At 69.2% G+C, this 26395-nt stretch carries 20 protein-coding genes; 16 read left to right on the top strand and 4 right to left on the bottom strand.

From position 1 onward, the window contains the following. Positions 1–84 precede the first annotated feature (84 nt). The 8 genes from HUK68_RS21020 to pdeM all read left to right on the top strand — a co-directional run bounded on the left by HUK68_RS21020 (position 85) and on the right by pdeM (position 10365). Positions 85–585 (top strand): pyridoxamine 5'-phosphate oxidase family protein, encoded by a 501-nt coding sequence (locus tag HUK68_RS21020; protein ID WP_244146374.1) that lies wholly within the window; start codon positions 85–87, stop codon positions 583–585. 93 nt (positions 586–678) lie between these two features. Then, complete coding sequence (locus HUK68_RS21015) at positions 679–1482, top strand: PhzF family phenazine biosynthesis protein (protein WP_175506194.1); 804 nt, start codon at positions 679–681, stop codon at positions 1480–1482. 287 nt (positions 1483–1769) lie between these two features. Continuing rightward, positions 1770–2963, top strand: a complete 1194-nt coding sequence (locus HUK68_RS21010; RefSeq protein ID WP_175506193.1) for a GGDEF domain-containing protein — start codon at positions 1770–1772, stop codon at positions 2961–2963. Between the two features lie 135 nt (positions 2964–3098). Next, a complete protein-coding gene (locus HUK68_RS21005; protein ID WP_175506192.1) occupies positions 3099–4166 on the top strand; it encodes an NAD(P)-dependent alcohol dehydrogenase in 1068 nt (355 codons plus the stop codon). A 97-nt stretch (positions 4167–4263) separates the two neighbouring features. Continuing rightward, a complete protein-coding gene (locus HUK68_RS21000) occupies positions 4264–5331 on the top strand; it encodes a ligase-associated DNA damage response exonuclease (RefSeq protein WP_175506191.1) in 1068 nt (355 codons plus the stop codon). Continuing rightward, positions 5328–6977 (top strand): ATP-dependent DNA ligase, encoded by a 1650-nt coding sequence (locus HUK68_RS20995; protein ID WP_175506190.1) that lies wholly within the window; start codon positions 5328–5330, stop codon positions 6975–6977. Before HUK68_RS21000 ends, HUK68_RS20995 begins: the two co-directional genes overlap by 4 nt. Then, positions 6977–9676, top strand: coding sequence for a ligase-associated DNA damage response DEXH box helicase (locus HUK68_RS20990; protein ID WP_175506189.1), 2700 nt, complete (start codon positions 6977–6979; stop codon positions 9674–9676). Before HUK68_RS20995 ends, HUK68_RS20990 begins: the two co-directional genes overlap by 1 nt. Further along, the gene (gene pdeM / locus HUK68_RS20985; protein WP_175506188.1) at positions 9673–10365 is read left to right on the top strand and encodes a ligase-associated DNA damage response endonuclease PdeM; all 693 of its coding nucleotides are present in this window, start codon (positions 9673–9675) and stop codon (positions 10363–10365) included. Before HUK68_RS20990 ends, pdeM begins: the two co-directional genes overlap by 4 nt. A 134-nt stretch (positions 10366–10499) precedes the next feature. Here the strand turns inward: pdeM and HUK68_RS20980 are convergent, their stop codons facing one another. Continuing rightward, positions 10500–10898, bottom strand: a complete 399-nt coding sequence (locus tag HUK68_RS20980; protein WP_175506187.1) for a BLUF domain-containing protein — start codon at positions 10896–10898, stop codon at positions 10500–10502. Between the two features lie 313 nt (positions 10899–11211). Next, the gene (locus HUK68_RS20975) at positions 11212–13161 is read right to left on the bottom strand and encodes a S9 family peptidase (RefSeq protein WP_175506186.1); all 1950 of its coding nucleotides are present in this window, start codon (positions 13159–13161) and stop codon (positions 11212–11214) included. 227 nt (positions 13162–13388) lie between these two features. Between HUK68_RS20975 and HUK68_RS20970 the strand changes: the two genes are divergently transcribed. Next, positions 13389–13703, top strand: a complete 315-nt coding sequence (locus tag HUK68_RS20970) for a DMT family transporter (RefSeq protein WP_175506185.1) — start codon at positions 13389–13391, stop codon at positions 13701–13703. Here HUK68_RS20970 and HUK68_RS20965 read toward each other — a convergent pair. Then, on the bottom strand, positions 13684–14325 hold the full coding sequence (locus HUK68_RS20965; protein WP_175506184.1) for an FMN-binding negative transcriptional regulator: 642 nt from the start codon (positions 14323–14325) through the stop codon (positions 13684–13686). The genes HUK68_RS20970 and HUK68_RS20965 overlap by 20 nt on opposite strands. Positions 14326–14396: 71 nt before the next feature. Between HUK68_RS20965 and pdxR the strand changes: the two genes are divergently transcribed. After that, a complete protein-coding gene (gene pdxR, locus HUK68_RS20960; protein WP_175506183.1) occupies positions 14397–15878 on the top strand; it encodes a MocR-like pyridoxine biosynthesis transcription factor PdxR in 1482 nt (493 codons plus the stop codon). A gap of 364 nt (positions 15879–16242) precedes the next feature. Beyond that, positions 16243–19713, top strand: coding sequence for an autotransporter outer membrane beta-barrel domain-containing protein (locus HUK68_RS20955; RefSeq protein WP_175506182.1), 3471 nt, complete (start codon positions 16243–16245; stop codon positions 19711–19713). A gap of 105 nt (positions 19714–19818) precedes the next feature. Here the strand turns inward: HUK68_RS20955 and HUK68_RS20950 are convergent, their stop codons facing one another. Next, positions 19819–21201 carry an aminotransferase-like domain-containing protein gene (locus tag HUK68_RS20950; RefSeq protein ID WP_175506181.1) on the bottom strand — a complete coding sequence of 461 codons (1383 nt, stop codon included), beginning with the start codon at positions 21199–21201 and terminating at the stop codon, positions 19819–19821. A 168-nt stretch (positions 21202–21369) separates the two neighbouring features. On the opposite strand from HUK68_RS20950, the gene HUK68_RS20945 reads away from it, so the two are divergent. The 5 genes from HUK68_RS20945 (at position 21370) to HUK68_RS20925 (ending at position 26299) form a co-directional block, all read left to right on the top strand. Continuing rightward, entirely contained in the window at positions 21370–21600 is a 231-nt protein-coding gene (locus HUK68_RS20945; protein ID WP_175506180.1) for a hypothetical protein, read from the top strand. Between the two features lie 85 nt (positions 21601–21685). Continuing rightward, a complete protein-coding gene (locus tag HUK68_RS20940) occupies positions 21686–22081 on the top strand; it encodes a DoxX family protein (RefSeq protein WP_175506179.1) in 396 nt (131 codons plus the stop codon). 118 nt (positions 22082–22199) lie between these two features. Further along, a complete protein-coding gene (locus tag HUK68_RS20935; RefSeq protein WP_175506178.1) occupies positions 22200–22709 on the top strand; it encodes a sigma-70 family RNA polymerase sigma factor in 510 nt (169 codons plus the stop codon). A gap of 8 nt (positions 22710–22717) precedes the next feature. After that, positions 22718–23689 carry a FecR domain-containing protein gene (locus HUK68_RS20930; protein WP_175506177.1) on the top strand — a complete coding sequence of 324 codons (972 nt, stop codon included), beginning with the start codon at positions 22718–22720 and terminating at the stop codon, positions 23687–23689. A gap of 102 nt (positions 23690–23791) precedes the next feature. After that, a complete protein-coding gene (locus tag HUK68_RS20925) occupies positions 23792–26299 on the top strand; it encodes a TonB-dependent siderophore receptor (RefSeq protein WP_175506176.1) in 2508 nt (835 codons plus the stop codon). The last annotated feature ends 96 nt before the right edge of the window (positions 26300–26395 follow it).

Below are 26395 nucleotides of genomic sequence, written 5' to 3'. Positions count from 1 at the left end.
CCGTAGGACGAGCGCGCGTTGGGGCGTCGAGCGCGGTCCCCTTTGAATCCAGACGTAACGACAGGCTTGCGCGCGGGATGTGGCATGCTGCAAGGCATCCCCCATCTCTTCAGGCCCATGCTCACGCCCGACATTCTTGAATCCAGCCGCCGCAGCGTGCTGTGCTGGCTGGCGACGGCCGATGCGCACGGCTGCCCCAATGTCTCGCCCAAGGAAATCTTCGCGGTGTTCGATGACCGGCACCTGGTCATTGCCAATATCGCCTCGCCGTGCAGCGCCGCGAACATCGCGGCCAACCCGCAGGTCTGTGTGAGCTTTGTCGATGTGTTTGCGCAAAAGGGCTTCAAGCTCACCGGCAGCGCACGCGATATCGCCGCCGATGCGCCCGAGTTCGCGCACTGGGCCGCGCCCGTGCTGGAAAAAGCCGGGCCGCGTTTTGCACTGCGCAGCGTGTTCGTGGTGCGGGCCCGGTCCGCGGCGCCGATTCTTGCGCCCAGCTATTGGCTCTACCCGCAAGAGACCACGCTGCAGTCGCAGATCGAGGGCGCCTATCGCAGCTATGGGGTGCGCGGGCCCGTGGATTGACCTGCTGCCAAGCGGTGAACCGCAGGGTTGGTTACAGAATGTTTCTGGTATTCTGCCGCTGTATACAAACCTGTTCCGATCTCGCTGGCTGCCATGCAACTTCCCCTGCACATCATTGACGCCTTCACCGCGCAGCGCTTCCACGGCAACCCGGCCGCCGTGGTGCTGCTCGATGCCTGGCTGCCCGCGCCGCTGCTGCAGTCAATCTCCGCCGAGAACAACCTGTCCGAAACCGCGTTCGTCATCTGGAGTGCCGAGCGCGCGGCGTTCGAGATCCGCTGGTTCTCGCCGCTCACCGAAATCGCGTTCTGCGGCCACGCGACGCTGGCCAGCGCCTATGTGCTTCTCGACGCCGATCCCGGACTGCAAAGCGTCACCTTCTGGGCCGCAGCCGTGGGCCATGTCAGCGCCACGCGCGAGCCGGGCGGCCGCATCCGCATGCAATTCCCGCGCCGCGACGCCACGCCCCTGGCCGAGCCCCCGGCCGCATTGCGCGCGGGACTGGGCCTCGCGCCAACGGCCTGGCTGGTGAACCAGCAGGCCTATCTGGCGGTATATGCCTCGGAGGCCGAAGTGCGCGCCGTGCAGCCGGACCTGGAGCAGCTCAAGGCGCTCGGTCCGCTGGACGTGGCCGTCACCGCACCCGGCGATGCGGGCGCTGCCCACGACTTCGTGAGCCGCTATTTCTGGCCGGCCAATGGCGGCGACGAGGACCCGGTCACGGGCTCGATCCATGCGGCGCTCGCGCCGTACTGGGCCCAGCGCCTGGGCAAAGACCAGCTCGTGGCGCTGCAGGCATCGCAGCGCAGCGGCACGCTGTTTTGCACCGTGACCGACGCGGGCGTCGAAGTGGCCGGACACTGCGTGCGCTATCTGCGCGGCACGATCACGGTCTGAGCCTGCCTTCCTGACGCCGGCCATGGATTCGCAGACTGCGCGACAGCGGGACGGGGTGCTTCGCATCCCGGGCAAGGCGGCGTCGATCTCTGGGCGCATGCTGCTGTGGAGCTGGCGCGCCCACCCGTGTGGCGCGCAGCTGCCGTACCCGCGCGCCGCTCCGGCGCGGGCGCGCTTGCAGCTGCCCCATGTGAGCGCATACCACGCGCGCCTGGGCGAGCGCCCGGGCCGCAAGGCCCTGAAGCCCCCGGCCGGCGCGGACGTCCTGTTCCCCTTTCAAAGCTCCCATGGTTGCAACCATTCTCGTCGGCATGCTGTGCGCACACCTGCTGTGCTTCTCGGCCATGTTCCTGCTCATCAGCCAGCGCCTGCAGGGCAACAAGATGGGCATGCATTACTTCGCCACCGGCAATCTGCTGCTGGGCCTGGCCTATGTGCTGCAGCTGGCCGAAGGCGGGCCGGCCTGGAGCGCGATGAGCGTGGTCAACCACACGCTGGCGCTGGCGTCGCCGATCGCCTACTGGCTCGGCGCGATGCGCTTCTTTGGCCAGGAGGTGCCGCTATGGCGTCCGGTGGTCGTGTTCTCGCTGGCCTATGCCGGCGCACAGGTGCTGGTGCAGTGGAGCATGGGCGCCGTGGCCCGCTACGCCATGCTGGCGGCCATGTCCTCCACGATGTTCTTCGTCATGGCCTGGACCGTGGTCTATGGCGTGCGCACCTTTGCGCGGGACCTGCGCTGGGAGATGTTCTTCTTCGCGCTGCTGATCACCGGCATCGGCGTGCTCAACGCCATCAAGTTCGTGCGGCTGGCCACCGGCGGGCTGGACATGCTGCGCATGGACCATACCTTCCAGATGGTGTTCTATATCTACATGTCGTCGCTGGCGACGCTGTTGCCGCCGGCCATCATCTGGCTGGTGCTGCGGCGCCTCACGGACGAACTGCGCGGCATGGCGGCCCGTGATCCGCTGACGGGATTGCTCAACCGGCGCGGCCTGGCGCAGGCGCTCGAGGCGCATTTCAACACCCGCGATGCCGCGCCGGCCTATCTGCTGCTGCTGGATGTCGATCATTTCAAGCGCATCAACGACAGCCATGGCCACCAGGCGGGCGACGCTGTGCTGTGCCAGGTGGCCGAGGTCCTGCGCCGTGCGGTGCGCCGCGGCGACCTCACGGGCCGCGTGGGCGGCGAGGAGTTCGCGGCGGTCTGCCTGGACACCGACCGCGCCGGCGCCATGCAGGTTGCCGAGCGCCTGCGCGCCGGCATGGAAAGCCGCAGCATGGAAATTCCCGGCGCGCGCGCGCCGCTGCGCTGCACTGCCACCATCGGGATTTCCGCGCCTTTCACCGGCACCGCGAGCCTGGACGACGCCATGCGCCAGGCCGACGCGGCGCTGTACCGCGGCAAGGACGCGGGGCGCAACCGGATTGAAGCCAGCGCGCGCCAGGCCGGCGTGCCAGCGCCGGATGGCGGGCCATAGCCGGCAGCGGGGCCGGGGCCCAAGGGTGGGCCGCGCGGCCAGGAGGTCTTTGCCGGCGGCCATCCGCGGCCGGCGTACCATGGCGCAGCCGGCTGCGCAGTGCGGCGGGCCCCCTCCACCAGAAGGCTAACGACCATGACCCTCACGCACGCCTACGCCGCCCAGTCCGCGACCACGCCGCTCGCGCCCTTCAGCTTCGAGCGGCGCGCACCGCTGCAGCGCGATGTCGCCATCGACATCCTGCACTGCGGCGTCTGCCACTCCGACCTGCACACCGCGCGCAGCGAGTGGGGCCCGGCCAAGTACCCGTGCGTGCCCGGCCACGAGATCGTCGGCCGGGTGCGCGCCATCGGCAATGGCGTCTCGAAATTCAAGGTCGGCGATATCGTCGGCGTGGGCTGCATGGTCGACAGCTGCCAGCACTGCGCGTCCTGCGCCGAGGGCCTGGAGCAGTACTGCGAAAACGGCTTCACCGGCACCTATGACAGTCCCGAGCAGATCTCGCGCGAGAACACGCTGGGCGGCTACTCCGACCATATCGTGGTGCACGAGAAATTCGTGCTGCGCATCTCGCATGCCGAATCGGATCTGGCCGCCGTGGCGCCGCTGCTGTGCGCAGGCATCACCACCTACTCGCCGCTGCGCCAATGGCAGGTCGGCCCGGGCCAGAAGGTCGGCATCGTCGGCCTGGGCGGGCTGGGCCACATGGGCGTGAAGCTCGCCGCCGCCATGGGCGCGCAGGTGGTGCTGTTCACCACCTCGCCCGGCAAGACCGCGGATGCGCTGCGCCTGGGCGCCAAGGAGGTCGTGGTGTCGAAGGACCCGGCGCAGATGGCCGCGCATGCCAACAGTTTTGATTTCATCCTGAACACCGTGGCCGCCTCGCACGACCTCGACCCGTTCATCGCGCTGCTCAAGCGCGACGGCACCATGACGCTGGTCGGCGCACCGGCCACGCCGCACAAGAGCCCGAACGTGTTCGGCCTGATCCTCAAGCGCCGGCGCCTGGCCGGCTCGCTGATCGGCGGCATTGCCGAGACCCAGGAAATGCTCGACTTCTGCGCCCAGCACGGCATCGTCTCGGACATCGAGGTCATCGCCATGGAGCAGATCAACGAGGCCTATGAACGCATGCTGCGCAGCGATGTGAAATACCGGTTTGTGGTGGATATGTCTACGCTGGGGCAAGCGGTGGCGGCGTAGGTCGCACAGTTCCCGCAACCGGCTGAAACCTCCCGGCCCCCAGCTTCGTGCCGCCGTCCTACAGCCCGCGCTGCGGGGCCCGCATAGCATCCTCTGCATGCGTGCTGAAGCGGACCTGATCATTGCCCGCCCCGAAGGGCTTTACTGCCCGCCCGGCGATTTCTACATCGACCCCTGGCGGCCGGTGGAGCGCGCGGTCATCACCCATGCGCACAGCGACCACGCGCGCTATGGCAGCGCGCATTACCTCGCGCACCACGACAGCGCGCCCATCCTGCGCCGGCGCCTGGGCGCGGACATCACGCTGCAGACCCTGGCCTATGGCGAGACCATAGAGCACCATGGCGTGCGGCTGTCGCTGCACCCGGCCGGGCATGTGCTGGGCTCGGCCCAGGTGCGGCTCGAGCATGGCGGGCGCGTGTGGGTGGCCTCGGGCGACTACAAGCTCGAAAACGACGGCACCTGCGCACCGTTCGAGCCGGTGCGCTGCGACACCTTCATCACCGAGTCGACCTTTGGCCTGCCGATCTACCGCTGGCCGACGCAGCCCGAACTGTTTGCCGACATCAACGCCTGGTGGCGCGCCAATGCCGACGCCGGCCGCGCCTCGGTGCTCTATGCGTATGCGCTGGGCAAGGCGCAGCGGCTGCAGTTTGGCGTCGATGCGTCGATCGGGCCGATCGTCGCGCATGGCGCCGTCGAGCCGATCAATGCGATCTACCGCGCGGCCGGCGTGGCGCTGCCGCCCACGCATTACGCCAGCGACCCGGCGCTCGACAAGGCGACGCTGGGCCGGGCGCTGGTCATTGCGCCGCCCTCGGCCGGGCGCACCAGCTGGATGCGGCGCTTTCCCAACCCGTCGGACGCGTTTGCCAGCGGCTGGATGAAGCTGCGCGGCACGCGGCGCCGGCGCGGCGTCGACCGCGGCTTTGTCGTCTCCGACCATGCGGACTGGCCCGGGCTGCAGTCGGCGATCCTGGCCACGGGCGCCGAGCGCGTCTTCGTCACCCATGGCAGCGTTGCCGTGATGGTGCGCTGGCTCTGCGAGCAGGGCCTGCAGGCCCAGGGCTTCAGCACCGAATACGGCGACCATGACGAAGCCGACGATGCCTCGCCGCGCGCCGACGATGCCACCGATGCACCCGAGGCCGCCGAGTCCGCATGAAAGCCTTTGCCGATCTCTACCGCGAATTGGACGCCTCGACGGCCAGCCTGGCCAAGCAGGCCGCGCTGCAGCGCTACCTGCGTGCCGCGCCCGCGCGCGATGCGGCCTGGGCGGTGTATTTCCTGGCCGGCGGCAAGCCGCGCCAGCTGGTGCCCGCGCGGCTGCTGCGCGAACAGGCGCGGCTCGCCGCCGGCCTGCCCGAATGGCTGTTTGACGAAAGCTACCACGCTGTCGGCGACCTGGCCGAGACCATCTCGCTGCTGCTGCCCGAACCCGAGCAGGAGCGGCAGCTGGCGCTGGCCGACTGGATGCAGCAGCACTTGCTGCCGCTGCGCGGCAAGCCGCCCGAAGTGCTGACGCAGCTGCTGCAGGCGCAGTGGCGCATGCTCGCGCCCGCGCAGCGGCTGGTGTATTTCAAGCTGATCACGGGCGCCTTCCGCGTCGGCGTGTCGCGGCTGCAGGTCACGCAGGCGCTGGCGGCGGTGAGCGGCGTCGATGCCAAGCGGATTGCGCAGCGGCTCATGGGCTATACGCACATTGGCGCCCAGCCCACCGCAGAGGATTACGCCGCGCTGGTCGCGCCGGTCGATGCCGAGGGCCCGGGCGCGCAGGGCGGCCAGCCCTATCCGTTTTTCCTCGCGCACCCGTTCAACCTGCCTGTGGCGCAGTTCGACGCCACGCTGGGCCCGGCCGATGGCTGGCTCGTCGAGTGGAAGTGGGACGGCATCCGCGCCCAGCTGGTCAAGCGCGATGGCCAGGTCGCGGTCTGGACGCGCGGCGAGGAGCTGGTCAGCGACCGCTACCCCGAACTCCAGGCCATGGGCTTGCATCTGCCCGACGGCACCGTGCTCGATGGCGAGATCCTGGTCTGGCGCGACGGCCGCGCCCAGCCGTTTGCCGAGCTGCAGCAGCGCATCGGCCGCAAGACGCTCGGCCCCAAGCTGCTGCGCGAGCTGCCCGTGGTGCTGTGCGTCTACGACCTGCTGGAGCAGGGCGGCGCCGATCTGCGCGCCATGCCGCAGCACGAACGCCGGCTGCGGCTCGAGCAGCTGGTGGCCGCCCATCCGCACCCGCAACTGGAGCTGAGCCCGCTGCTGCAGGGCGCCGACTGGCAGGACCTCGCCCGCGAGCGCGAGCAGGCGCGCGCGCTGGGCGTCGAGGGCATGATGCTCAAGCGCCTCGATGCGCAGTATGGCGTCGGCCGCACCAAGGACGTGGGCGTCTGGTGGAAGTGGAAGATCGACCCGCTGTCCGTCGATGCGGTGCTGATCTACGCGCAGCGCGGCAGCGGCCGGCGCGCAAGCCTCTACAGCGACTACACCTTTGCCGTGTGGAATGGCCCGCAGGACGATCCCGCGCGCCAGCTGGTGCCGTTTGCCAAGGCCTATTCGGGCCTGACCGACGCCGAGATCCGCGCCGTCGATGCCGTGATCCGCAAGACCACGCAGGAAACCTTCGGCCCGGTGCGCAGCGTCACGCCGACAATGGTGTTCGAGCTGGGCTTCGAAGGCATTGCCAAGAGCAGCCGGCACAAGAGCGGCATTGCGGTGCGCTTTCCGCGCATGCTGCGCCGGCGCGAAGACAAACCCATCGAAGAAGCCGACACGCTGGCCACCTTGCAGGCGCTGCTGGCCGGCGGCAGCTGATGGCGGCCCGCAAGCGCGCGGCCGCTGCGGCACCGGCTGCCGCAGCCCCGGCTGCCGGAAAGCCGGCCTCCGATCCGGCGCTCGAAGCCTGGATCACCGAGCGCGGCTGGAAGTCCTTCGCGTTCCAGCGCCAGGTCTGGGCCGAGATGGCGCGCGGGCGCAGCGGCATGCTGCACTCGAGCACCGGCAGCGGCAAGACGCTCGCCGTCTGGCTCGGCGCGCTGGGCGCGCTGCGCCATCAAGTGGCGCCAGGCGCCAAGGGCAAGCCGCCGCCGCTGGCCGTGCTGTGGATCACGCCGATGCGCGCCTTGGCCGCCGACACGCTGCGCTCGCTCGAAGCGCCGCTGCAGGCGCTGGCACCCGACTGGAGCGCGGGGCTGCGCAGCGGCGACACCAGTTCCGCGCAGCGCGCCGCGCAGGACCGGCGCCTGCCCACGGTGCTGGTCACGACCCCTGAAAGCCTCACGCTGCTGCTGGCGCGCGCCGATGCGCAGGAGCTGCTGCAGCACGTGCGCGTGGCCGTGGTCGATGAATGGCACGAGCTGATGGGCAACAAGCGCGGCGTGCAGGCGCAGCTGGCGCTGGCGCGGCTGCGCACGTTCCAGCCGGCGCTGATGACCTGGGGCCTGTCGGCGACGCTGGGCAATCTGAACGAAGCGCTGCGCACGCTGCTGGGCAGCGCGAGCGCGCCGGCCGACCGGGCGCCGGTGATGGTGCAGGGCGAGACCGACAAGACGCTGCTCATCGATACGCTGCTGCCCGCGGCCGCCGAGCGCTTCGCCTGGGCCGGCCACATGGGCTTGCGCATGCTGCCGCAGGTGGTCCAGGCCATCGAGGAAAGCGCCAGCTGCCTGGTGTTCACCAACATGCGCTCGCAGGCCGAACGCTGGTACCGCGCGCTGCTCGAAGCCCGGCCCGACTGGGCCGGCGTGCTGGCGCTGCACCATGGCTCGCTGGACCGCGGCGTGCGCGAATGGGTCGAAGTGGGGCTCAAGGAAGGGCGCATCAAGGCCGCGGTCTGCACTTCGAGCCTGGACCTGGGTGTCGATTTCCTGCCCGTGGACCGCGTGCTGCAGATCGGCTCGGCCAAGGGCGTGGCGCGGCTGGTGCAGCGCGCGGGCCGCGCCGGCCATGCGCCGGGCCGGCCATCGCGCATCACGCTGGTGCCCACGCACAGCCTCGAACTGGTCGAGGCCGCGGCCGCGCGCGCGGCCGTGCAGGCGGGCCAGATCGAGGCCCGCCACAGCCCGCGCGCGCCGCTCGATGCATTGGTGCAGCACCTGGTCACGGTGGCGCTGGGCGGGGGCTTTCGGCCCGAGGCGCTGCTGGCCGAGGTGCGCGGCACCGTGGCCTATGAGAGCCTGAGCGACGAGAACTGGCAGTGGTGCCTGGACTTCGTGCGCCAGGGCGGGCCGTCGCTGGCGGCCTATCCCGACTACCACCGCGTCGTGCCCGACGCGGAGGGCGTATGGCGCGTGCCCGACGCGCGGCTCGCGCGCCGCCACCGCGTGAACATCGGCACCATCGTCAGCGACGCCTCGATCAGCGTGCAGTTCCTCGGCGGCGCCAAGCTCGGCTCGGTCGAGGAAAGCTTTGTCGCGCGCCTCAAGCCCGGCGATGCCTTCATGTTCAGCGGCCGGCTGCTGGAGCTGGTGCGCGTCGAGCAGATGACGGCCTTCGTGCGCAAGGCCACGGCCGGGCGCGCCGCGCTGCCGCGCTGGAATGGCGGGCGCATGCCGCTGTCGAACACGCTGGCCGATGCCGTGCTGCTGGAGCTGCAGGCGGCCGATGAAGGGCGGTTCGACAGCCCGGAGATGCGCTGCGTGCAGCCGCTGATCACGATCCAGAAGCAGTGGTCGGGCGTGCCCACGCCGCAGCGGCTGGTGGCCGAGACGCTCAAGTCGCGCGAGGGCTGGCATCTGTTTGTCTATCCGTTCGCGGGCCGCCAGGTGCATCTGGGGCTGGCCAGCCTGCTGGCCTGGCGTGCCGCGCAGCCCGAGACCGGCACCTTCTCGATCGCCCTCAACGACTATGGCTTCGAGCTGCTCAGCGCCAAGCCCATCGACTGGGCCGAGCGCCTGCCGGCGCTGCTGGCGCTGCCGCCGCCCGAGCAGCTGCTGGCCGAGGTGCTGGGCAGCCTCAATGCCACCGAACTGGCGCGCCGGCGCTTTCGCGAGATCGCGCGCATTGCCGGGCTGATCTTCCAGAGCCACCCGGGCGAGCGCCGCAGCAACCGCCAGCTGCAGGCCTCGGCCTCGCTGTTCTACGAAGTCTTCCAGCGCTACGACCCGCGCAACGGCCTGCTGGCCCAGGCCGAGCAGGAACTGCTGACCCAGGAGCTCGATGTGCGCCAGCTTGCCGCCGCGCTCGAGCGCATCCAGGGCCAGACATTGCAGCTGCATGCGCTGCGCAAGCCCTCGCCGCTGGCCTTTCCGCTGATGGTCGAGCGCTTTCGCGAGAAGCTCAGCAACGAGCCGCTGGCCGCGCGCATTGCGCGCATGGTCGCCGAGCTCGAGCGCAGCGCCGGCGGCGAGGCCGTCGGCACCGCGCATGCGCCCGCGCAGCAGGTGTTTGCCGAGCGCGAATCGCCCGAATGGGCCATCGATGCCGCGCTGGCGCTGGAAACCCGCGGCGAAACCAACGCCCGGTCGGGGCGCCGTGCCGCGCGCAGCCGCCGTACTCCAGGAACTTCCCGATGAGAATCTTCGAGCCGCCACCCGGTGCGCTGGAGCTGGCACTGGCCGGCGAAGCCGTGGCGCTGCTGCCCGAGCGTGCGCTGTGGTGGCCGCGCGAGCGCGCGCTGTTTGTCGCCGACGTGCACCTGGGCAAGGCGGCGAGCTTTCGCGCGCTGGGCCAGCCCGTGCCCTCGGGCACCACGCGCGACAATCTCGAGCGCCTGAGCCAGCTGATCGACGGCCTGGGGGCGCGCAGCCTGGTGGTGCTGGGCGACTTCCTGCATGCGGCCACCGCGCAGCAGGCGCAGGTGATCGAGCCGGTGTGCGCGTGGCGCGAACGCCATGCCGCGCTGCGCTGCGTGCTGGTGCGCGGCAACCACGACAGCCATGCGGGCGACCCGCCGCCCGCGCTGCGCTTCGACATCGTCGACGAGCCGTTTCGCATCGGCCCGTTTGCCGCCTGCCACCACCCGCAGCAGGTGGCCGGCGCCCAGGTGCTGGCCGGCCATCTGCACCCCGCGGTGCAGCTGCGCGGCCGCGCCTACGACCACGCACGCCTGCCCTGCTTTTGCGAGGCACCGGGCATGCTGATCCTGCCGGCATTTGGCGCGTTCACGGGCACCACGCTGCAGCTGCCGGCGCAGACGCTGTGCTGCTACGCCACGGGCGACGGCACGGTCACGGCGCTGCCGTGGAATGGAGGCCGGCGCTGAAGGGAGGCGCCTGGCCGGGGGCGCCCAGCCGGGGGCGCCTAGCCGGGGGCGCCTAGCCGGGGGCGCCTAGCCGGGGGCGCCTAGCCGGGGGCGCCTAGCCGGGGGCGCCTAGCCGGGGGCGCCTAGCCGGAGCCTCAGGCAATATCCAGTGTGGGCACCATCGCATGCAGCTTTGCCAGCGCCTCCTCGCCCAGCAGCTCGCCCAGATCGGCCAGCGGATCGGCATCGTCGACCAGCGCATAGCCCATCGACCAGTTGCGGAACACGCGTTCGCTGCCGCTCGGGCCCTGGTGCTGCAGCGTGAAATTCACATGCCGCGGGTCTTGCGCAATGCGCACCAGCAGGTCCCACAGCGGCTGCTTGGGGCCTTCGAGGTATTGCAGGAAATGCTGGCCATCGAAGACCAGCACGCCGGTGAGACCGTGCGCGGCATTGAAGCTGCGCGCAACCTTGATGATGTCGGAGATGCAACTGAGCGGGGCGTCGGGACCTAATTTGCTGTGGTAGAGAATGCAGTGGAGATTGGAGTTCAAAGGCAACCGATCGGGGCTAGGTGTGCGCACGAGCCCGGATTGCCCGGGGACTTGCCGCCTGGACCGCTTGAAATCCGTGGCGAAACCGCCGCAGTGCCCTGCAGCGGCATGTTCAGCCTGGACCGGCGCGGGACGCGAGGGCGTCGGGCGGTCGATGGAGGTTGTAACCTGGGTCCATTGTAGGTGTTTGACCTACAGGACTGGATATTTGTACAAATAAATTACAAAAAACCCGCGTGACTTGGTGCGGCGGGGCTGGGCGGCATGCTATGCGTGCAGCCAGCCGCAATGGCAAGGCCGCACGCAGGCGCTGCTATCCGGCGTATCGCGTGACCCAGTCCACGAGCCGCCGCATCACATCGACGCGGAAGCTGGGTTTGCCGTTGCTGGTGAACTTGTGGCCTTCGGTCGGGTACAGCACCAGTTCGCTGTCTTGGTTGCCGCCGCGGCGCAGCGCGGTGAACGCGGCTTCGGCCTGGCCGCGCGGGCAGCGCTCGTCGTCGGCGCCATGCAGCAGCAGCGTCGGCGTGGTCGCGCCGCGCAGGAACTCGATGGGCGAATGCGCGCGCATGCGTTCGCGCGCCTCGGCGTCTTCGCCCTGCATCGCATAGCAGTCGGTGTAATAGCCGCTGTCCGAGGTGCCCCAATGCGCATCGAGCTGCGTCAGCGCCGCCATCGGCACGGCCGCCTTGAACACATCGGTGTGCCCGACGGCCCAGGCGGACATGAAACCGCCGTAGGACTTGCCGGCAATCGCCACCTGCTCGCTGGCCAGTCCCTGCTGCTGCAGTGCCTGCACCGCGGCCAGATGCTGGGGCAGGTCGATCTCGCCCCAGCGCCCGCGCAGCCGTGCGCTGAACGCGCGGCCGTAGCTCGATGAGCCGACGGCGTTGAGTGCCAGGATCGACCAGCCTTGGGACCACAGCATGGCCCAGTAGGCCGAGGGCGCGAAGGAGAACAGCGTGAAGCTCGCCGGGCCGCCATGCACATCGACCAGCAGCGGGGTCGCGCCCTGGGCACCCTCGGGGCGGATCAGCCAGCCGTCAATGGTCTCGGTGCCGCCGTTGCCATCGGGCACCTCGAACTGGCGCCGCTCGACGCGGGCCTGGCGGCGCTCGCGCCACCAGGGGTTCAGGTCGCTGAGGCATTGCTCCTGGGAGCCGTCGGTGCGGCAGCGGTACAACTCCATGGGCTGCACCGCGGTCTCGGCGGTGTAGACCATGAACTCGCGCGAGAACGACAGCTGCGACAGCTGGCGCTCGCCTTCCAGCAGGTAACGGACCTGGCCCTCGGGCACCGTGATCTCGGCAATGGCATGCACGCCGCGGCGGGCGACCAGGCCGCGCACGCGCGTGCTGTCGTTGCGCGGGAACTTCACGCACGGGGCTTCGGAGCCGATTTCTAGGGAATCATCGCCCAGCGGCTCGACCTTGCCCGAGGCCAGTTCCACGCGCCACAGCCGCACCTGCGCATCGCCTTCCTCCAGCGTGCCGGAGAACACCAGCCAGCGGCCGTCGGGCGACCAGGCGGGAAACAGCACCTGCGCCTGCTCGGTCGTCACCTGCTGCGGGTGGCTGCCATCGGCGTTCATGATCCAGATATCGCTGCGGTGCGATGCGTCGCCTTCGCGCGAGCGCGTATAGACGATGCGCTGGCCGTCGGGCGAATGGTGCGCGGTGAGCACATGGAACGGGCCGTCGGTGAGTTGCGTGGCCTGGCCGCTTTCGGCGTCGATCACGAACAAATGGTGTTCATGGTCGAGCTTGTAGCCCACGCCATCGCTCTTGAAGGGCAGCTTCCAGACCACCTGCGGTCCGTCCTTGGGCGGCTCGCCGGCATCCGGGGCGGGGCGGGCGCCGCGCAGCGCCGGGTCGACGCGCAGCGAGACCACGACCAGCAGGCTGCGGCCATCGGGGCTCCATTCGAAGCCCGTGGCCGATCCCGGCAGCGTGCCGAGCTGGCGCGCCTCGCCGCCATCGCGCGCGATCACGAACAGCTGCGGCGGATTGGCGCGGTCGGAAATGAAGCCCAGCTGCCGGCCGTCGGGCGACCAGCGCGGGTGGTTGTCGTACGAGCTGCCGCTGGTCAACGGCCACGGGGCCTCGCCGTTGGTGGGGTAGATCCATAGCGTGCTGGTGGCGCTGTCGGCGGCCTGGTTCACCGCGCCGAGGCAGCAGGCCACGAAGCTTTGGTCCCAGGAACAACTGATGTCGGTGATGTGTCGGTGCTGGAGCAGATCGGAGGCTTCGAAAGCTTGGGGCATGTGCGGCGTTCCTGTGTTGATGAGGTTCTTGTCGACCCGAATCGGCGCCTTCCGGCCCACGCAGGGAACCGGAGGTACCGACGGTAGAAACTACGCCCCTGTCACGGCCCGGGCAGTCGGACAACACGCCGTGCGGGAGGCCGCTAGAATCATCCGTTGAGGACGACCTCAGCCATTGCTGGCCCACTTATCTTGCCCGGGACGACCCGGCTTTTTCAGGAGGCCATATGGCTTGGATCTATCTCGTGGTGGCAGGACTGTTTGAAATCGTCTGGGCGTTCACCATGAAGCTCTCGGAAGGCTTCACCAAGCTCGGCTACTCGGCCATCACCCTGATTGCCATGGTCATCAGCTTCGGCCTGCTGTCACTGGCCATGCGCACGCTGCCGCTGGGCACCGCCTACACCATCTGGACCGGCATTGGCGCCGTCGGCGCCTTCGTGGCGGGCATCGTGGCGCTCGGCGAGGCCGCAAGCCCGATGCGCATCCTGGCCGCGGTGCTGATCGTCACCGGCCTGGTGATCATGAAGACGTCGAGCTGAGCCCAGCGGCGCGCATCGCCTGCGCCAGCGCCGCATTGCCCTGCGCGGCCAGCGCCTCGGCCGCGCCCAGGCGGTCCCGCGGCGCCTTGTTCTGGCCCAGCTTGCGCTTGCCGACCAGCGCGCTGACTTCGATCTCGATGCCGACAATCGCGCCCAGCAGCTCGTCGATGAACTCCGGCGCCGAATCCGCCATCTTCCATGGCTGCGGCTGCGCGGCCTCATGGCGCTTGGTCAGCCGGCCGACCAGGGCGCGCACGAAGCGCTCGTCATCGCGGATGGTCAGCCGGCCGTGGGCGTGCACCACTTCGTAGTTCCAGGTCGGCACCTGGCGGTGCGCCTCGTGCTTGCTGGGATACCAGCCGGGCGAGACATAGCCCTCGGCCGCGCGGAAGATCACCAGCGCCGGCGTGCCCGGCGCGCACTCCTGCCACAGCGGATTGGCGCGCGCCACATGCGCCGTGAGCCGGCCGCAGGCGCCCGCGTGCGCGTCGAACACAAAGGGCAGGTGCTCGGCATCGAGCCCTTGCGGGCGCTGCGTGACCAGCGCGCCCAGCGGGTGCTGCGCGATCAGGCGCGCCAGTTCCGCGGGGCGGGTTTCGGAAAAATGCGGGGGAATATACATGCGGCCTCCGGAAAGCAGCTACTTTGACCGGCCTGCGGCACAATGCAAAGCTCCACTTGCGCAGAATTCCTATGGGCCAGTTGCATTCCAAGCCGGGCCGCAGTCCGGGTGCCAACGGCGGCGGCCGGCGTGTCTATGCGCTGCTGCGCGCCCAGCTGGCCGATGGCACGCTCGCCGCCGGCGCGCGGCTGCCTTCGACGCGCGCGCTCGCGGCCGACCTCGGGGTGGCGCGCAATACCGTGAGCGTGGCCTATGAGCAGCTTGCGGCCGAAGGTTTTCTCGACACCGCGCGGGGCCGCGCAGCGCGCGTGGCCGCGCCGCTGGTCACCGCAGCGCGCAGCGCTGCCCGCGCCCGGCCGCTCGATGCCGCGCGCCTGTCGGCATTTGGGCGGCGCGTCGCGCAGATGGCGTTGCCGCCCGCGCCGGCCGCGCCAGCGGCACGCATTGATTTCCGCTACGGCGCCGTAGCCGCGCGCGACTTTCCCACGCTGGCCTGGAAGCGCGCCTACCAGGCCGAGCTGCTGCGCCAGCAGCCGCACCTGTACTACGCCGCGCCCGAGGGCGAGGCCGCCTTGCGCCAGGCGCTGCCGGGCTACCTGCGCCGCGCGCGCGGCCTGAACTGCACGGCGGCGCAGATCCTCGTGGTGCAGGGCACGCAACAGGCCATCGACCTGTGCGCACGGCTGCTGCTGGAGCCCGGCAACGCGTTTGCGTTCGAGGACCCGGGCTATGCGATGGCACGCCATGGCCTTGAAGCCAGCGGCGCGCGGCTGGTGCCCGTGCCCGTCGATGCGCTGGGCCTGGAGACCGGCGCCTTGCCGGCCGATGCGCAGCTGCGGCTGGCCTATGCCACGCCCTCGCACCAGTTCCCGCTCGGCGGCGTACTGCCCATGGGCCGGCGCCAGCAGCTGCTGCAATGGGCGCAGCAGCAGCGCAGCTGGATCATCGAGGACGACTACGATGGGGAATTCCGCTATGGCCAACGCCCGATCGACGCGCTGCAGGCCATCGACACCGAGGGCCGGGTGATCTATCTGGGCAGCTTCTCCAAGGCGCTGTCGCCGCAGCTGCGCCTGGGCTACATGGTGCTGCCGCCCAGCCTGGTGCCGCTGTTTGCCAAGGCCCAGCGCCTGGCCATGCGCCATGCGCCGGTGCTCGAGCAGCGCGTGCTGGCCGCGCTGCTCGACAGCGGCGCCTATGAACGCCATGTGCGCCGCCTGCGCCGCGAGAACGAGCGCCGGCGCAGCGCGCTGCTTGGCGCCATCGAGCGCCACCTGCCCGCCGACGCCCGCGTGTCGGGCAGCGCCGCGGGCCTGCATGTCGTGCTGTGGCTGCCGTTCCTGCGCCCCGCTGACGAGCCGCGGCTGGTGGCTGCGGCGCGCGGCGAGGGTATCGGCGTCTATCCGGTATCGCCGCTGTTCGTGCGCCCGCCAGGCGCCATGGCACCGCGGCCCGCGGGCCTGATCCTCGGCTATGCGAGCCTGACGCTGGCGCAGATCGACGAAGGCATCGAGCGGCTGGCACGCGCCATTGCCGATGTGACCGGCGCCTGAGGCGCTGGCTTGAGGCCGGCACGCGCCGGCCGCCCGGCGGATGCGCGCTGCCGCCATCGCCGTGGCTGGCCAGCACCTCGCCAATGCCGCGGTCTCGCGAGCGATGTTCCGCGTCGAATTTGAACGCGTGCGGCCGGGGCGTTCGATGAACGCACGCCAGCGGCCAACTCCAGATATTCGACCCGGCAAGCCATTTTTTGCCGTCGAGCTATTGGCCCTTAGCCCAAGGGTGCAAGTTTTTCCAACCGCATACACTGCCACGGAAACTGGTTCAAAGTCGCGTTCCGCCGTCTGGCTGCTGCCTCGGTGCTGTCGGTGGGAGTGCCGAGCCAGATACCTTGCAAGGCCGAAGAGGAGGAGCGAGATGTCTTTGCTGCAGCGTGGTGCGTGGACCCCCCGGGCCACCCTGGCACGGGTTGCCACGGGTCTGGCCTATGCCGGTTGCGTTCAGGCCCAAACCTATGTCACTCCATCGGGCACCTACGGGCCGGGCGCCTTCACCGATGCGTTCCAGTTCTTCGGCACCCATGGCGTGATACAGGGCGGCACGACCATCTATCCGAAAATCCCGTATCCATTCGGCGCCGGAGGCGCGGGATTGTCCGTCGCAGGCGGCGGCTCGGCCCAGCTGAACCCAGACCTCGGCCCCCAACCCGGCGACATTGTGATCCAGTCGGACTACCGCTTGGGGGCCCCCAACGATGCGCTGTACGTGGCCAATGGCACGCTGACGGTCCTGGGCAGCGCCGACCCAGCGCGAATCACCTACGCCATGGGACACGGGCAGACGGTGCACGGCATCTACATCCCCGGCGAGACCGGCCCTTCCATTTTCGTGGGCGCGCGCATGTACCTGTCGGCCGACGGGCAGGACGCCAATGCGATTCGTGGCTACGGGGTGTATTCCAATGCCGCCGTGACCGATTCGACGCTGGTGGCTACGGGCGCGAGCGCTGGCCACGGGATCCGCTTGTGGGACAAGGCCGCCGCCACGCTCACCCATTCGACGGTCAGCACGACAGGCGCCAGCGGGCATGGCATCTTTCTGAGTGGTGCCGCCACGGCGGTGACCCAGCAAAGCAGCATTGCCACGCAAGGGCAGGGCGCCATCGCGGCCTATGTCATGGGAGCCGGCTCGTCGCTGACGATGACCGGCGGCGCGCTGACCACCACCAAGGCCAGCGCGCACGCTGCCTACGTGGCCAGCGGCGGCGCCTTCAGCGCGACCGATACGGCCATTGCCAGCGCATTGGGCGTCGGGGTCTGGTCGCTGGGAACGCAAGTGAATCTTTCGCGCGGCTCCGTATCGGGTGGCTCCTATGCCGCCTTCATCCAGGACGGGGCGACGTTTGCCGCCAACGGCACCAGCTTCACCGCCGGCGCCGCGGCGACACGCGGCGTGCAGTCGGCCGGGTCGAACCTCGATCTGACCGATGTGACGGTGAACACGACGGCAAGCAGCAACTATGGCGTCTACGCCTATACCGGGGGCACCCTCCAGGCACGCCGGCTGAGTGTCAACACCGCCGGCCAGAACGGCTACGGCATCCGGTTGGTCGGTCTCGCTTCTGCCGACATCTCGGGCCTGACGGTGCGTACGTCGGGCGCGGGGGCGCACGGCGCGGTCTTCGAAGGCGGCACCGCCGCATACACCGGCAGTGACTTCGACATTGCAACCACGGGCGGTGGCATCGGACTCTATGCCTGGCAGAAAAGCGCAACGACCCTCGCGGGCGGGCAGATCGACACGGGCGCCGCAGCAAATGCGCATGGTTTGTACATCACCAACGCCTCGGTCGAGCTGAAGTCCAATGCCCAGGGTGCGGGCGTCGGCGTCACCACGGGCGGCGCCAGCGCGAATGCGGCGGTCATCGGCGCCAGCGGGCGCCTGGATGCGACCAACGCCAGCCTGCGCGCGCGCGGCGCCAATGCCGCCGGGCTGTACCTGTTCGGCGTCACGGACAGCGCGACGGCCAATGCGATTGCCAGCGGGAGTGTCGGAACCGCGCCCGACGCTCCGGCCAACGAAGATGGCAGCCCGGGCGTTGCGGCGGCGATGGCAACGGTCCCGTCGCTGGCCGAACCGTCGGGCGGCACCGAGGCCGTCACGCTCAACAGCAGTTCCGTCGTGTCTGACGCGGGCTCCGCCATCCGGGTCCTGGGTCCGAATGCGACGATTGCGTTGAACCGCTCCGCCATCAGCGGGGTCGTCGCCTTTCAGGTGCAGGGGCTCACCAACGGCGGCGTCTCGTCGCCCGGCGTGGCGACTCTCAATGCCGACGCTTCGACGCTGACCGGCTCTGCGCTGACCGAGGCGGGCAGCCAGTCCACGCTGAATCTTGCGAATGGCAGCCGGTGGGACATGACGGGCAGCTCCAACCTCAGCAGCCTCGGCAACGACGCCAGCGCCATCTGGTTCAGTCCGCCGACAGCGGGTGCCTTCAAGACGCTCACCGTGGGCAACTACGCAGGCCAGAACGGCGCAGCCATCGGCTTGAACACCTACCTGGGTGCTGACGGTTCGCCCTCCGACCGATTGGTCATCGAGGGGGGCGCCGCCAGCGGCCTCACCAGCTTGCGTATCACCAATGCCGGTGGCTCCGGCGCCCTCACCGTGGCCAACGGTATCCAGGTGGTCGGCACCGTGAATGGTGCGTCGACTGCTGCGTCGGCATTCGTACTCAACCACCGCGTGGTGCAAGGACCGTATGAGTACCAGCTGTTTCGCGGAACAGCCGACGCCAGCGACCCGCAAGGCTGGTATCTGCGTTCCGAGGCCGTGGAACCACCGGCGCCGCCCGATCCCCCTGGTCCTCCCACGCCGCCCGCGCCGCCCACGCCTGCTCCTCCGCCCCCGCCGCCGCCAGACCCCAAGCCGCTGTTTCGGCCCGAAGTCAGCGCCTATCTGTCCAACCAGCGGCAAGCGGCCGGCATGTTCGTGCACAGCCTGCATGACCGCCTGGGCGAGCCGCAATACATCGAGGGCCAGACGATTGAAAGCCAGGACCCCAAACGGCGTTCCGCCTGGCTGCGTGTGGTCGGCAAGAAAGGCGGCTCCACCAGCAAGGACGGCAATTTCGATGTGGACACCCGCAGCACGCTGATCCAGGGCGGCGGCGACCTGGCGCAATGGCGTACCGGGGACGCACATGGCCGTTATCATCTCGGCGGGATGATCGGCTATGGCACGACCACGAGCGACGCCAGCGCGGCTTTGAATCCCGCCCGTGCCCAAGGCGAAACCAAGGGCTGGAGCGTGGGGCTTTACGGCACCTGGTACCAGAACGATGAAGACAAACTGGGCTGGTATACCGATGTCTGGGGCTTGTATGGCTGGTACAAGAACGCGGTGCGCGGCGACACCTTGCCCGAGGTGAAATACAACGCCGATTCGCTGAGCCTTTCAGGTGAAGCCGGTTATGCCGCCAAACTGCGCAACGACTGGGTGGTGGAGCCGCAAGCGCAAGTCATCTATGTCAAATACAGCGAAGACGAGATTGCCGAGCCCAACGGTACCAAGGTCAGCGGTAGCCGCGGCAGCGGCTGGATTGCCCGGCTTGGCGTTCGGCTGCACCGTACCTGGGTCAGTGAATCAGGGCGTAAAACGCAGCCCTATCTCACGCTGAACTGGTGGCATGACAAGATGCACAACCAGATGGCCTTCAATGCCATCGAAGTCAATGACTTGTATCCGCGCGAGCGGTATGAAGCCAAACTCGGATTGAACGCGGACCTCAGCAAAGGCTGGACAGCCTGGGGCAACGTGGGTTACCAGTGGGGCGATCAAAACTTCCGGGCCACGAGCTTGCGTGTCGGGGCAAAGTACAACTGGTAGGGCCGACAGCCGCTTTGACATCCAGCTGCCGCGCGAGCCAGCCGATTCGCCCACTGCCCGCTGGTGCTTTCCTCCACGGGAGCTGATGCCAGTGCTTGAATCGCGTCAAACCACCGCTGCGCGGACCGCCTCGGGCTGCTGCGCCAGCAGCTGCGACAGCCGTTGCAAGCCGTGTTGCAAGCGCGCGCGCTCCTGGATGCTGCCCAGGGAGATGCGGATGGCATTCGCGGCCGTGCCGTTCATCGCGAAGGCCTCGGCGGGCATGACGCTGAGGCCTTCGCGCTCGGCAGCGCGCGCCAGCTGCGAGGGGCTCCAGTAACCGGGCAGTTCGAGCCAGATATGCAGGCCGTCGCCCGCGCCGCTATAGCGCCCGGCCAGCACGTCCCGGGCCAGGCGGTGGCGCAGGCGCGCCTCCTCGCGCACGCCTTGCAGCAGGCGGTCGGCCGAGCCGTCGAAGATCCACTGCGTGGCCAGTGCGGCCGTCACCGGCGCGGCCATCAGCGCGAAGGAGCGCAGCGCGACCAGGAAACGCGCGCGTTCGTGCGGGTCGCACATGCGAACGAAGGCCACGCGCAAGCCGGGCGTGAGGCATTTCGACAGCGTCGAAATGTAGTACACCTGCTCCGGCGACCCGCGCGCGATGGGCGCCGGCGGGGCATCGGCCAGCAGCCAGTAGGGGTCGTCCTCGACGATGCGCAGCTGGCAGCGCTGGGCAATGCGGGCGAGCTGCTGGCGCCGGCGTTTTCCCATGGTGATCGCGGTCGGGTTCTGCAAGGTCGGATTGAGGTAGAGCAGCGCCGGCTGGTGCTGGCGGCAGGCTTGTTCCAGCAGCTCGGGCACCATGCCTTGCGCGTCGGCTGCCACCGCAACGATGCGCCGGCCCAACTGGTTTGCCGCGGCCCGCAAGCCGGGATAGCTGGCCGGCTCGGCGAGAATCACGGCGCCCGGCTCGGTCAGCGCCAGGATCAGCGCGGCAATCGCCGCCTGCGCCCCGGGACAGACCAGCACCTCGCGCGGATCGAGCGCGCCCAGCATCGGCGCCAGCCAGCGGGCTGCCGCCGCGCGGTCGCTGTCGCTTCCCCCTCCCAGGTGGTAGGTCATCAGCAATGCCGTGTCGGCGCGCATCAATACTTGGGACAATCCCTGCCTGAGCAGGTCGTCGAAGTCCACGCCCGCGGGCGGCGGCGGGGTGTTCATGCCCAGGTCGAGCATGGCGTCCAGTTCGACCTTGGGCGCCGCGACATAGGTGCCGCGCGCGCCGCGGCCCTCGAGCAGATGGCGGCGCCGGGCTTCGTCGTAGGCGCGCGTCACCGTCGTCAGGTCGACACCCAGCTGCGCGGCCAGCTGGCGCTGGGGCGGCAGGCGGTCTCCGGGCTGGAGCGCGCCGTCGGCCAGCGCGGCCTGCAACGCATCCGCGATCTGCAGGAAACGCGGTCCGCGCCGCGCGGCCAGGCGCGGCAACCAGGGCGGCAATGGTTCAGCTTGCATGGTTTTCAACGCGGGGAAGGGGGGCGATGTATGGAAATTGCTTCCCGTTAGTATGTCCCCGAACGTGCCGCCCCGCCTGTCCTGCAGGGCCGGCGCTGGCGTTTTTGCCTCCCGTAAGTCGTGTTTCTCAGGGCACGCGACGTCAAGTCTCAGGCTGGAAATTCTCAAATGATCGATTGGGTCCCCGTCATCTTCGTGGCCTTCAAGGCCATCGTCCTCAGCATCTGCATGTTCTTTGCCATCAAGTGGCATTACGACCAGGGCAGGAAGGCAGACAAGTACGCGGTGCTGCGCGCCGGCGGCAAGGTGGCCGGCATCTTCATGCTGGTGCTGCTGGGCGTGGGGCTGTTTGCCTACGCGCTGGCGAACATGTTTGGTTTGGACTTGCGCCTGCCCTGATGCCCGGCCAGGATCGGGCGGCGCCGACCGCCAGGCCGCCGTTTGCCGCACACTGGCAGCCTCGCCACTTCGAGAACATGCCGCCATGGATCCGACAGCCCCTCTGAGTGCGGGCCGCAAGGCCGGCCTGGCTTTTGTCTTTTTCTGGTTCTTCATCGGCGGTATCGCGCACTTCGCGGCCACCGAGACCGAGATGCGCATCGTTCCGCCCTGGGTGCCATGGCCGCGCGCGGCGGTGCTGCTGACCGGCGTGCTGGAGCTGCTGGGCGCTTTCGGCATTGCCTGGCAGCGCACGCGCCGCGCGGCCGGCTGGGGGCTGGCGCTGCTGACGCTGGCCGTGACGCCGGCCAATGTCTTCATGCTGCAGCAGGCCGCCGATTTCCCGTCCGTGCCGTATTGGCTGCTGGTGGCGCGGCTGCCGCTGCAGCTGGCCTTGCTGGCGCTGATTGTCTGGAGCACGGCGCGGCCCGCCAGACCGTAGTTCCAAGGAATGGCATGTGGGCCGCGTACGATGCACGCCACAGACGCGTGCGAAGGCGCGGCCGTCCGGGCTAGAATAAGAACGATTATCATTAGCATGGGCCTCAGGCCCTTTTTTCATGCCCGCCACCGTGGACCCTGCCAGGCGCGAAGTCGCCGGACTGTACAGCGCGCACCAGCGCTGGCTGAGCAGCTGGTTGCGCCAGCGGCTGGGCGATTCGCACCAGGCCGCCGACCTGTGCCATGACATCTTCGTGCGACTGCTGGCGCGTGAGGAGCCGGTGGATGCGCGCGAGCCGCGCGCGTTTCTCACCACCGTCGCCCAACGCATGCTGTTCAGCCATTACCGGCGCCAGCAACTCGAGCGCGCGTATCTGGAGGCATTGCGCCACTGCGCCCCGGCGCTGGCCATGTCGCCCGAGGAGCGCGCCATCGTGCTGGAAACGCTGGTCGAGATCGACCGTTTGCTCGACGGCCTCCCGGTGGTGGTGCGGCGCGCGTTCCTGATGAGCCAGCTGGACGGTCTCAAGCAGGCCGAGATCGCCGAGCGGCTGGGCATCTCGCTGGCCACGGTGAAGCGCCATCTGGTCAAGGCCGGCATGCATTGCCTGTTGGCGCTGGAGCCCTGATGGCGGTCATGCAAAACCCCCAGGAGATTCCGCGCGATGTCGCGCGCCGCGCGGTGGAGTGGATGCTGGAACTGCAATCCGGGCCTTCGCCCGCCGCAGCGCAGGCCTTGCGCGAATGGCGTGCACAGCATGCCTCGCATGAACTCGCCTGGCAGCGCGTCGAAGGCCTGCAGCGCCGCCTGGGTGGCCTATCCGGCATGACGTCGGTGGCGCATGCCACCTTGGCCGCGCCCCATCCGCGCCGGCGTGCCGCCAAGGCGCTGCTGGTGCTGATGGTCTGCGGCGGCGCCGGCTACGCGCTGCAGGAGCGCACGCCCTGGCGCCAGTGGGCCGCCGACCACCGCACCCGACCGGGCGAGCAGCGCCACATCCAACTGGCCGATGGCACGCGGCTGGTGCTCGACACCGATAGCGCCGTGGATGTGCGTTTCAGCGCCGGCGAACGCCACCTGGTGCTGCTGCGCGGCCAGATCTTCGTCGCCACCGCGTCCGACCCGGCGCGCCGCTTCCTGGTCGAGATGCCGCAGGGCCTGGCCGAAGCGCTGGGTACGGAGTTCAGTGCGCACACGGACGAGGCGCGCGATGGGGTGCAGGTCTTCGCCGGCGCGGTGCGGCTCACGCCGGCCGGTGCGGCTGCCACGCCGCGGGTGCTCGAAGCCGGGCAGGGCGCGCGCTTCACCGTCCAGGGCGTAGACCCGGCACACCCCGTGGGCCCGGCCGACCGCGCCTGGGTGCAGGGCACGCTGATCGCCAAGGGCCAGCGCCTGGCCGATCTGCTGGCGCAGCTCAGCCGCTACAGCCCGCATCCCATCGGCTGCAGCGCCGCCGTGGCCGGGCTGCGCGTCTCCGGCACCTATCCGGTCACGCAGATTCCGCTGATCCTCGAATCGCTGGCCGCCACGCTGCAACTGGAGATCGAGACCGAGACCCGCTTCTGGGGCCGCCAGGTGGTGCAGGTGCGTCTGGTGGCCAAGGCCTGAAAAAAAGTCACTCGGCGTTGAGCTGTTTCCGCGCGTCGTGCGACAGGTAGTCGGAGAGAGCAGAAATCTTGCTGCTCCTGCATTACCTTCCAGAAAGACACCATGGCCCATCGTCCGGCGCGGCACTGCCGCACGCTCCCCCATTTGCTCGTTCCCAGCGCCTTTGCCCTCGTCATGGCGCAGCTCGGCAGCGCCACGCTGCTGGCCGCGCCCGGCGCCGCATTCGCCCAGGCCGCCGACAGCCGCAGCTTCCAGATTCCCGCAGGTCCGCTTGAGGATGCGCTGAACCGCTTCGGCCAGGAAGCTGGCCTGGTGCTGGTGTTCCCGCCGGAGCTGATGGCGGGGCGCACCAGCCCCGGCCTGCAGGGCCGGCATGGCGCGCGCGACGGCCTGGCGCTGCTGCTGGCCGGCAGCGGCATCCGCGCGCTGCAGCAGCCCAATGGCGTCTACGTCTTCCAGGCGCAGCCCGCGGCCGCCACACTGTCGCTGGCCGAGATCCGCGTACAGGCGCGCCGCGCCGCCAGCGGCACCACCGAAGGCACGGGCTCCTACACCAACCAGATTACTAGCATTGCCTCCAAGACCGACCAGTCGTTTCGCGAGATACCGCAGTCGGTGTCGGTGGTCACGCGCCAGCTGCTGGACGATCGCAAGGTCGTCGATGTCGAGCAGGCGCTGGCGCTCACGCCCGGCGTGATCGTCGCCGACAACTCGGGCCGTTACTTCTCGCGCGGCTTTCAGATCACCAGCATGCAGATGGACGGAGGCGCGCCACTGGCGCTCGGTGCCTACACCTACCAGCCGCAGCAGGAAATGGCTTTCTACGACCGCGTCGAGGTCATGCGCGGCGCCTCGGGCCTGCTCGGCGGCGTCGGTGATCCCGGCGGCATCATCAACCTGGTGCGCAAGAAGCCGCTGGCGCAGCCGCAGATCGACGTGACGCTGTCGGCCGGCAGCTGGAGCAACCTGCGCAGCGAGATCGATGCCACCGGCCCGCTGAATGCCGAACGCAGCGTGCGCGGCCGCGCGGTACTCGCCTACCAGGACGCGGACTCGTATTTTGACTACATCGGCATCGAGAAGCCCTCGCTGTACGGCGTGCTCGAGGCCGATCTCACGCCCGACACGCTGCTGACCGTTGGCGCTTCCTATGGCAAGGTCAAGCAGACCGGCGACTATGGCGGCCTGCCGCGCTTCACCGATGGCCGCAGTCTGGGCCTGCCGGGCAATACCACCTTCTCCAACCCCTGGTCGTTCTTCCACTACAAGAACCAGGAGGTGTTCGCCCAGCTCGCGCAGCGCTTCGACAACCACTGGCAGCTCAAGTTCAATGCCTCGCATACCCAGACCGATCAGAACCGGCTGTGGAGCAGTCTGTCCGGGGCGGTCAATGCCCAGACGCTGGCCGGGCCGCTGTGGCGCGGCGGCGCGCTCGACTCGTCGAACACGCAGGACGTCGTGGACCTCCACCTGAGCGGCCCGTTCAGCGCGCTGGGCCGCAAGCATGAACTGCTGCTGGGCCTGGACTGGCAGCGCGTGCGCAGCCACTGGCAGAACCTGAGCTTTGCCGACAGCGCCCGCGTGGGCGGCAATGTGTTCGACATCCAGCCCTGGACGCCGCAGTTCGGCCAGTACAACCTGGCGCTGAGCGAGCGCTATGCGCCCTGGGGCCAGGAGCAGGTCGGCGGCTATGGCGTGCTGCGGCTCAATCCGACGGACCGGCTGCATGTGATCGCCGGCGCGCGCGTGAGCCGCTACGAGTTCACGCAGACCATTTCCAACATCCTCGACACCGCGGGCACGACCACTCCGCGCTCGGCCAAATCCTTCGAGGAAAGCGCCAAGGTCACGCCCTATGGCGGCGTGATCTACGATCTCGATGCGCATTGGTCGGCCTACGTCAGCTATTCCTCGATCTTCAAGCCGCAGGCGCTGAGCATGTCCGGGCCGCTGCCGGGCACGCCGCTCGATCCGATCAAGGGCCGCAGCTACGAGGCCGGTGTCAAGGGCGAGTTGATGGACGGCAAGCTGAACGCCACCTTCAGCATCTTCAACGTCGAGCGCACCGGGACGGCGGTGCTGGACACGCGCTACACCGCCACGCCCAGCCTCTGGGGCGCGGCCTGCTGTTACCTGCCCCAGGGCAAGGTCACCAGCCAGGGCTTCGATGTGGAGCTGGGCGGGCAGATCGCCGCGGGCTGGCAGATCGCCGCCGGCTATACCTTCAACGAGACGCGCGACAAGACCGAGAACAAGGTCTTCAGCAGCATCACGCCACGCCATCTGTTCAAGCTGGCCACAGCCTACACGCTGCCCGGCGAGTGGTCGCGCTGGCGCGTGGGCGGCACCGGCCGCATCCAGAGCGCGCAATTCGTTTCCGGCACGATCACGGGCACGAACGGCACGTCGCAGGCCTATGACTTCACGCAGCCGGGCCATGCGGTCTGGGACCTGATGGCCCAGTACCAGATCGATCCGCGCTGGAGCCTGAGCCTCAACGTCAACAACGTGCTCGACAAGCGCTACTACCAGACCGTGGGCACGGTCTTCAACGGCAACATGCAGGGCTTGCCGCGCAACGCCATGCTGACGCTGCGCGGGAAGTTCTAAGGCGGGCGCAGGGCATCCTGGCGCAGGGCATCCTGGCGCAGGGCATCCTGGCGCAGGGCATCCTGGCGCAGGGCACCTGTTCAAGGATGGCCCGCA

Source organism: Comamonas antarctica (assembly GCF_013363755.1).
In the GTDB taxonomy this organism is placed as follows: Bacteria; Pseudomonadota; Gammaproteobacteria; order Burkholderiales; family Burkholderiaceae_C; genus Comamonas; species Comamonas antarctica.
The sequence above is the reverse complement of the archived record's forward strand: the minus strand, read 5'-3'. Positions and strand labels throughout refer to the sequence as shown.

Coding starts and splice junctions, on each gene's coding strand:
- HUK68_RS21020 (WP_244146374.1), top strand. CDS start 85: ATGCTGCAAGGCATCCCCCATCTCTTCAGGCCCATGCTCACGCCCGAC.
- HUK68_RS21015 (WP_175506194.1), top strand. CDS start 679: ATGCAACTTCCCCTGCACATCATTGACGCCTTCACCGCGCAGCGCTTC.
- HUK68_RS21010 (WP_175506193.1), top strand. CDS start 1,770: ATGGTTGCAACCATTCTCGTCGGCATGCTGTGCGCACACCTGCTGTGC.
- HUK68_RS21005 (WP_175506192.1), top strand. CDS start 3,099: ATGACCCTCACGCACGCCTACGCCGCCCAGTCCGCGACCACGCCGCTC.
- HUK68_RS21000 (WP_175506191.1), top strand. CDS start 4,264: ATGCGTGCTGAAGCGGACCTGATCATTGCCCGCCCCGAAGGGCTTTAC.
- HUK68_RS20995 (WP_175506190.1), top strand. CDS start 5,328: ATGAAAGCCTTTGCCGATCTCTACCGCGAATTGGACGCCTCGACGGCC.
- HUK68_RS20990 (WP_175506189.1), top strand. CDS start 6,977: ATGGCGGCCCGCAAGCGCGCGGCCGCTGCGGCACCGGCTGCCGCAGCC.
- pdeM (WP_175506188.1), top strand. CDS start 9,673: ATGAGAATCTTCGAGCCGCCACCCGGTGCGCTGGAGCTGGCACTGGCC.
- HUK68_RS20975 (WP_175506186.1), bottom strand. CDS start 13,161: ATGCCCCAAGCTTTCGAAGCCTCCGATCTGCTCCAGCACCGACACATC.
- HUK68_RS20970 (WP_175506185.1), top strand. CDS start 13,389: ATGGCTTGGATCTATCTCGTGGTGGCAGGACTGTTTGAAATCGTCTGG.
- HUK68_RS20965 (WP_175506184.1), bottom strand. CDS start 14,325: ATGTATATTCCCCCGCATTTTTCCGAAACCCGCCCCGCGGAACTGGCG.
- pdxR (WP_175506183.1), top strand. CDS start 14,397: ATGGGCCAGTTGCATTCCAAGCCGGGCCGCAGTCCGGGTGCCAACGGC.
- HUK68_RS20955 (WP_175506182.1), top strand. CDS start 16,243: ATGTCTTTGCTGCAGCGTGGTGCGTGGACCCCCCGGGCCACCCTGGCA.
- HUK68_RS20950 (WP_175506181.1), bottom strand. CDS start 21,201: ATGCAAGCTGAACCATTGCCGCCCTGGTTGCCGCGCCTGGCCGCGCGG.
- HUK68_RS20945 (WP_175506180.1), top strand. CDS start 21,370: ATGATCGATTGGGTCCCCGTCATCTTCGTGGCCTTCAAGGCCATCGTC.
- HUK68_RS20940 (WP_175506179.1), top strand. CDS start 21,686: ATGGATCCGACAGCCCCTCTGAGTGCGGGCCGCAAGGCCGGCCTGGCT.
- HUK68_RS20935 (WP_175506178.1), top strand. CDS start 22,200: ATGCCCGCCACCGTGGACCCTGCCAGGCGCGAAGTCGCCGGACTGTAC.
- HUK68_RS20930 (WP_175506177.1), top strand. CDS start 22,718: ATGCAAAACCCCCAGGAGATTCCGCGCGATGTCGCGCGCCGCGCGGTG.
- HUK68_RS20925 (WP_175506176.1), top strand. CDS start 23,792: ATGGCCCATCGTCCGGCGCGGCACTGCCGCACGCTCCCCCATTTGCTC.